This window comes from Streptomyces sp. MnatMP-M17, from assembly GCF_900091995.1.
GTDB lineage: Bacteria > Actinomycetota > Actinomycetes > Streptomycetales > Streptomycetaceae > Streptomyces.
Genome location: NZ_FMDK01000743.1, coordinates 1 through 6,784, shown reverse-complemented (window position 1 = coordinate 6,784; position 6,784 = coordinate 1). Strand labels below are relative to the sequence as shown.

Below are 6,784 nucleotides of genomic sequence, written 5' to 3'. Positions count from 1 at the left end.
CACTCCCGCCACCCCGGCGAAAGACCAGGTCAGACAGCGAAATCCTGCTGGAGTACTAGGACTGGCTCGGCCCATGGGCGGAGCGGTGCCGTTTCACGCACATGCCCAAGAGAGCTACGGTCACAGCCGTGTTCAGCCAGGTCTCGGACTGCTGGAGGAACAGCGGCCCATGCTGTGGCTAGCCAGGAGTTGCAGGCAGTCCGCGAGGCAGGGCGTGCACAGTCGCTCCCATGGCGTGGGGCGAGGTCGGGCATGCCTTGGTTTACGGCGTCGTCGGCGCGGGGAAAGCCCCACCACGTTCTCCTTCGAGAGTCGTCGACACGGGGCCCTGGCTGAGGCTCTCAACTTCAACACCAGGGTCCCGATGGCGCTCAGCACGATCGCTGAGCGCGGTCGACATCAAGCGGAGCGTGTCGATATTTCCCGGGCTGTTTCCGCGTCTGCGCTCACGAACGGGCCATAGATAGAGGCAGGTTCTCTGCCTTCACCTCCGCGCCGTCCGACCTCCGCCCACACTCTCTCCCCGTACGACCATCGGAATTTCCCCTGGCGAGAGGCCCTTCGAGGGGTTGCCAGCGGGCTCCGTTCTCATGCCTGCATGACCTGCCGACCCGGGGCCTCACGGGGTGTCGCGAGCTGTCCGACGGCGCGACGAACACATCGGCGCCGTGGCAGCACTTGCACGTAAACCCAACAACGGATTCCGGACATTCTCTCCCAACCTTGCATACATGCCCGACAGGGCGGTGATCCTCCCTTCGGTGGGTCCAGATGCAATTGCATCTGGACGACGGGGAGTTCATTCACCGCAGGAGGCAGTCCGGTGAGGAAGCCGACGAGTGCCACACGACCTACGGGGGTCGTCTGGCGAAAGAGTTCACACAGCCTTCCCGAGGGGGCATGCGTTGAGATCGCGCAGCCGCTCACAGGGGAGGTCTTCTTCCGCGATTCGAAGGTCCGACGCAGTCCGGTCGTGACCGTGTCCCACTCCTCTGCTGCAGCTTTCGTGTCGGCGTTGGTCTCAGGCAGTATCTGAGGCGATGCCGGCGCACCGCCGCGTAAAGCGTGTGTGCTTCTGCAACTTCATGACCGTTCACATGGTTCGCCCAGCGCGCAGCGGGTCCGGGCCTGCTGCGCGCTCATTTCATAACTCGCTTGCGACACACAGGCGAGAAGGTCGTTCAGCTCTGGACATCGGCAATAACCGACCAGCAGGCACGGGAATAATGCAAGTGCATCCTGCTGCCCCGCACGGGGGGCAGCAGGACACATCGATGAACCGGGGGACCCCAGTGGGAAACCAGCCCGCACCCGAACGGGGCGGCATGGAAGTGGACTTAGGGCAGGACAGGCCCCACAGTGCGCGGATGTACGACTTCTACCTCGGCGGAAAGACGAACTACGCCGTGGACAGAGAGGTAGCCCGCGAGGTCATCAAGGCGTTTCCTGCGGTCGAGACGGTGGCCCGCGCGAACCGTGCCTACATGCACCGCGCCGTGCGGCATCTGGCGCAGCGGGGAGTGCGCCAGTTCATCGACGTGGGCACCGGCATTCCCACCGCACCAAACCTCCACAATGTGGTGCAGGAGGTCGAACCGGAATGCCGGGTCGTCTACGTGGACAACGATCCGATCGTACTGGTCTACGCGGATTCATTGCTGTACGGAACCCCGGAGGGACGGACTGGCTACGCGCAAGCCGACGCCACGAGGCCAGATGAACTTCTGGCCGCGGTAAAGGCCGAGGACATCATCGACTTCAACCGTCCCGTGGGCCTGTCCCTTCACGCCCTACTGCACTTCGTGCCCGACGAGCAAGATCCGTACGACCTCGTGGCCCACCTCCTGGACCAGTTGCCCGTCGGCTCTTACTTGACACTGTCCCACTGCACCGGTGACTTCGCCCCAGAAGCATGGCAGACCATCGTCGAGACATACGCGCAGCGGGGAACCCCTCTGCAGGTGCGCTCCCGGGGAGAGGTTCTCCGTTTCTTCAACGGCCTGGATCTCGTGGAGCCCGGGGTCGCCCTGGCGCATCACTGGCGTCCGGAGCCTGGGAGCGGCCCCAGTCTCGTCAGTGACGCGCAGGTGTCCTTGTACGTAGGTGTGGCGCGCAAGCCGTGACTGAGGACTCCGGGAGCGCGCGTCAGCGGTAGTAGTTGGACGTCAGCAGATCGCGGAGCTTCTGTGTCGTCTTACCCGGCGCCAGGGAGCGGGCGCGAAGAAGGTCGAACGTCGTCACCCTGCGGTCTACAGAGTCCCCGTCCTGGATGACCAGGCCACCGTCGAAGCTTTCGGAGTAGGCGATGGTGGGGAGCAGGGTCTCGGCGAAGTCAAAGATGGTGGTGGGCCCGAGTTCCAGAGGGAGGTTGGGTCGGTTCAGCTCGGCGAGCCGGAGATGAAAGCGGCCGTCCTCGCCCAGATCGATCAGATGCTGCACTTGTCGGCGCATGATCTCCGCGTTACCGACGGTCCGCCGGACTGCCGCCTCATCGATCACACAGATCAGTTCCTTCCCGGGCGACTCGGTGAACATCGTCTGACGCTCCTTGCGGAGCTGTGCCAGGGCGGTGTGATGGCTTCGGGTCCCCCGTCCCCGTTCGATGAGCGCCCGAGCGTATTCCGGAGTCTGCAGCAGCCCGTGGAGGTACAGGGGCTCGTAGGACTTGATGCGCCAGGCCATGTCCTCGAAGCTCAGCACGGCTTGCAGGTACTGGGATGCGATCCCTGACCACGGCTTCCACCACATGGGCCGGTTAGCGATCTGTACCAGTTCCTGAAACGGTTGCTGCTCACTCGCATCGTTCATCTCGTACAGCGAGAACAAAGCCGGCAGGTCCTGTTCCTTGACCTTGACCTGGCCGCTTTCGATTCTGCTGGTCTTCGACAGCGACCAACCCAGGCGCCGGGACACCTCCTGCTGCTGCAGCCCCACAGCTTCGCGCCGACGGCGCAGCTCCTTGCCCAGCACCATGCGAGGAGCGGACGGTGCTGCCTCGTTCTTCAGGAACCGGACCCGGGGGCTGGCCTTCTGGCCGACAGGATCGTCAGGTTCCTCGGCGCCCGCCAACTGCTGGCTCACATCAACTCCTCGATAACCAGTGCGTTCTGTGATGCCTTCGATGCTCATAGTGCACGACGACTGGCCTTCCGGGCCGAGTATCGTAAGAAAGTCCTATATCACCCATCTGGGTGTCCTGAATATGCCGTTGGCCCATCCACTGTCATCGGTGGTAGATCCTCCCGAGAGTGATCACGGTGGCCAGCCCGTGGCGAGCGAGCTGATGCTCATCGCGCACGCGAAGGCCGCTTGGACTCAAGGTCACCAGATGGCGGATCAAAATTGGTTCACAGTCCGCCAGTACTGCATGCCTCGGTCAGGGGCCGCGCATCGCGCAGGCCAGCAGATCATCACAGGCAAGATCTTCAAGCTCCACACTGGCGTCGCCTGCATGATCTACCGGAACACCCTGAGCACGGAAGGCGGCACAGCCCGCTCCCGCCTTCCGGAGCCGATTCCCAAAGAACCACGGCAACCGCAGCTGACCGCCGTCCAGAACAGAGGGGTGCCACCGCCATGCGGTGGCACCCTTCTGTGTTCGGTGAGGTTCATGGCCCAGGTTCGTCGCTCGTCTACTCCAGGTAGGTGCCGGCGAATGCGCCGTCGAAGCCCATGGCAATCAGGCCCTGTTCGAGGCTGGGGTAGTGCGTCCTGTTCGGGATGGCGATCATGGCGTCGAAGTCGGCGCGGGTGATTTCGGGTTCGAGCCACTGGTTGCTGCAGCGGCAGCGGATCCAGACGTTGCGGCCGTGGTTGATGAGCAGCCAGTCACGCCGGGCTCGGCACGCCGAGCACCGGACGGGGATCCCCCGCAAGGACAGTTCCTGCGGGTGGTTGAGGCCGCGTGTGGCGCCGGGGCCGCTGGGCGGCTGGGTCTCGTACTGGAGCTGCCGCAGGGGTTCGCTTCCGGCAGGGGCTGCAGGGAGGACGGGGGTCGTCTCGGTGGGGTGGTCTGTCGGTCTGAGCACGGGCGTCCTTCTCCCGGTCGAGGGCCTTCTCTGTCATCCGTAACAGCCGTCGGAGCCGGTTGTCCAGAGGTTTCGCGCACTCCAGCAGGCCGGTGGTGGCCTGCCGGACTGCTGGTCAGCGGCGCGGCGGGCGGTTGTGCGGGTCCGCCGTGGCCGGGCGAGTCCGCGTCGGAGGTGTGGTCCGTACGCCGGTCCTGCTGGCCGCGGGTTTGGTACGGCCGGTGTCGGCCTGCGGGCGGTGGGCGGTGTCGCCTGGGTGTGCGGGGAGGTGGGCGAGGCGTCGCAGTCGCCAGACCAGGACGTCGTTCACGTCCTCGGCGGTGTCCAGTTCGCGCATGTCGATAGCCTGCTGCAGGAGGGCCCTGGGGTCGTGGCCTGCCTGTTCGGCCTGGGCCAGAGTGGCGGCCAGGGCGTCGGTCTTCGTCCCGGTTCCGGCGTGTGTGGTGTTGTCGGGCAGGGCGGCCCGGATGGTGGCTTCGTGCCTGCGGCGTTCGGGTTCGGGCAGGGCGTGGCCTTGGGCGCGCAGGGTTCGCATGGATGTGGCGGCGGCCTGGCGGTAAGCGGCGCGTAGGTGCTCGGCTGCCTGGTGGGAGGCGGCGGCCTGTTGGGCGTGTCCGCGGGCGGAGTGCCAGCGGGCGGCGGCGATGGTGACGAGGACGAGGGTGGACAGGAGCATGGCGGTGGTGCCGCCGTCTTCTCCCCGGCCGAGTGCGCCGCCGGCCTGGATGATGCCCCGCGCAGCGGAGCGCAGGGCTCGGGTGTCGGCATGTTCGGCGCGGAGGTGGCTGCGGGTGGCGCGTTCGAAGGTGCGGGCTGCGGCGCCCAGTTCAGCGCGGGTGGCGGCCGGGGAGGTCTGGGCGAGGGCGTCGAGGAGTTCGCCGACGCCGACGAGTTGGGCGGCGGCTTCGTCGTCGCTGTCCAAGGAAATCGCGGCGCGCTCGGCGATTCCGGTGGCGGTGCGTCGTCCCCGGGCGGGCAGTGACCACTTCGACTCGGCGGCGCCGGTCTCCGGCAGCCCGGTCGTGTCAGGGGTTGCGCTGTCGAGGCGGCGCTGGATTCGGGGCAGGGAGAGGTCGGGGGCGAGGGTGGAGCCCGCGAACCACACCGGCTCGTTGCTGCCGTTCCGGTCGCCGGGCAGCGCGACCGCGTAGCCGAGGACATCCCCCGAGGAGCCCTGAGTGAGCTTAACCCGCAGGCCCTTCTCGCGGAGCCGGGCGAAGAACTCGGCTTCGCTGGCGGCTCCGGCCACCGCTTGACGGACGGCTTCACGGAGCGTCTCACGCGGGGTCTCGGCCCGCCCGTGGCGCTCAGCTTTGAACCGCTCCTGGCTGGTAGGGGCCTTGGCAGCGGTGCCGTCGCCCGGGTTGAGCTGCCGCAGACCGTAGTCCTTCTCTATACGACGCGCCTCGGCCTGCACCTTCCGCTTGTCGAACGCCAGCCCGGCCCGGCGGCCGTCCTGGCGCACCAGGGTGGCGGCGATGTGGATATGGTCCTCCGCGTGGCGGACGGCAACCCAGCGGCAGGCGGCGGTGTCGCCCACGGGGGCGACGCCGACGGCCTGGACGATACGGCGGGCGATGGCCGCCCAGTCGGCATCATCGAGAAGGCGGTCGCCGGGGTCGGCGCGGACCGAGCAGTGCCAGATCGTGGTAGCCGGTGCACGGTCGCCCAGGCCTTTGACGGGCTGATCGAGCTGGCCCGCGAGCTGGGCGACGGTATGGTGCGGATTACGTCCGGGATCGGGAGCGTAGCCGTTCCAGGAGGCGACCAGGTGCTGGTCGGTGTGCTCGTCACGTTTACCAGGGCCGAACAGATAGCGGATCAGACCGTACGTACCACCGGCGCCGGTACGGATCTTGGGGATCACCGGCGTACCAGCCAGGCCACCGCGTCATCGACACCGGCCAGCGCCATGTCGACGCGGTGCAGGAGTTGTCGAAGGTCGCCGGCGGGCCGACCGCCGGAGTTGAGGTAGTGCGCGACCTGGTTGAGGTTATTGCCGACAGCGGCGAGCTGCCGGTTGGACTCCATGAGTTCCTGCACACCGCGCCGGTAATCGGCAACCGCGGCAGTGGGGCTGGTACTCGTCGCGGCAGCGAGGGTGGCTGCGGCAGCGTAGCCGCCGGGTGCGAGGTAAGCGGCGTCGGCCGCTTCTTGCACAGCAGCCCACTCGGCTTCGCTGAATCGGGGGCAGACGCGGTGCGGGCGCAAGGTGCTCTGGCGCAGTCGGCGGCGGGGCGCGGCGCGGACGGTGGCGCGCGGTCGTGGTTGCTCCCCCGTCGACGGCACCCCTGGGCCGTCTTCCCGTTCGGCAGCGGGCCCCCCTGGGTCTGCTGCCGAACGAGAAGCTCCCGCCCCCTCCGGGGCGGGAGCGGGGTAAGGACTCCTTACCCCACAACTTGCTCCGTCTGGAGCCAACTTGGGTTCACGCAACGGTTCAGGGTCAGTACCCGCCGGGTCGTTCGCGCTCACCGGCTCGGCTCCGTGTCCTGCTGGCGGACGTCGCGCAGGACCGTCTCGATCCAGTCCATGGCCAGGACCGGGTGATGCAGTGTCCAGGGGGCGCCGTGTGAATGGCGTTGCACGGTCCAGGTGTTGTCGGGGCCGGGTTCGGCGCAGTGGAGGTGGCCGTACTGGTGCAGGACGGTGAGCCAGGTGTCCACCTCGGCCGCTGTGGCGGGGGTCGTGCGCATGGCGGTACTCTCCGGGTCGATTCAGGTAAGTCGTGGGGGCAGGGCGCGTTGCGCCGGGGGGGG

Annotated in this window: 7 protein-coding genes; 2 read left to right on the top strand and 5 right to left on the bottom strand. The window is 67.2% G+C overall.

Annotation, left to right across the window (positions count from 1 at the left end; translation table 11 throughout):
- Positions 1 to 823 precede the first annotated feature (823 nt).
- Positions 824 to 1,036, top strand: coding sequence for a DUF397 domain-containing protein (locus tag GA0115259_RS29670; RefSeq protein WP_093602733.1), 213 nt, complete (start codon positions 824 to 826; stop codon positions 1,034 to 1,036).
- A gap of 331 nt (positions 1,037 to 1,367) precedes the next feature.
- The gene (locus GA0115259_RS29665; protein ID WP_237540586.1) at positions 1,368 to 2,123 is read left to right on the top strand and encodes an SAM-dependent methyltransferase; all 756 of its coding nucleotides are present in this window, start codon (positions 1,368 to 1,370) and stop codon (positions 2,121 to 2,123) included.
- 22 nt (positions 2,124 to 2,145) lie between these two features.
- Here GA0115259_RS29665 and GA0115259_RS29660 read toward each other — a convergent pair whose 3' ends face one another.
- From GA0115259_RS29660 to GA0115259_RS29640, 5 genes are all read right to left on the bottom strand, one after another.
- Positions 2,146 to 3,081: a helix-turn-helix domain-containing protein gene (locus GA0115259_RS29660; RefSeq protein ID WP_093602731.1), complete on the bottom strand. Its 936-nt coding sequence runs from the start codon at positions 3,079 to 3,081 to the stop codon at positions 2,146 to 2,148.
- A 551-nt stretch (positions 3,082 to 3,632) separates the two neighbouring features.
- Positions 3,633 to 4,028: a hypothetical protein gene (locus GA0115259_RS29655; protein ID WP_093602729.1), complete on the bottom strand. Its 396-nt coding sequence runs from the start codon at positions 4,026 to 4,028 to the stop codon at positions 3,633 to 3,635.
- A 115-nt stretch (positions 4,029 to 4,143) separates the two neighbouring features.
- A complete protein-coding gene (locus tag GA0115259_RS29650) occupies positions 4,144 to 5,895 on the bottom strand; it encodes a relaxase/mobilization nuclease domain-containing protein (protein ID WP_093602727.1) in 1,752 nt (583 codons plus the stop codon).
- Positions 5,892 to 6,317 (bottom strand): MobC family plasmid mobilization relaxosome protein, encoded by a 426-nt coding sequence (locus tag GA0115259_RS42970; protein ID WP_093602725.1) that lies wholly within the window; start codon positions 6,315 to 6,317, stop codon positions 5,892 to 5,894. Before GA0115259_RS42970 ends, GA0115259_RS29650 begins: the two co-directional genes overlap by 4 nt.
- A gap of 179 nt (positions 6,318 to 6,496) precedes the next feature.
- Positions 6,497 to 6,721, bottom strand: coding sequence for a hypothetical protein (locus GA0115259_RS29640; RefSeq protein ID WP_093602723.1), 225 nt, complete (start codon positions 6,719 to 6,721; stop codon positions 6,497 to 6,499).
- Positions 6,722 to 6,784: the final 63 nt, after the last annotated feature.

What these genes read in the sequence shown, in the direction of transcription:
- GA0115259_RS29665 (WP_237540586.1), top strand. Translation starts at nt 1,368, where the DNA reads ATGTACGACTTCTACCTCGGCGGAAAGACGAACTACGCCGTGGACAGA.
- GA0115259_RS29640 (WP_093602723.1), bottom strand. Translation starts at nt 6,721, where the DNA reads ATGCGCACGACCCCCGCCACAGCGGCCGAGGTGGACACCTGGCTCACC.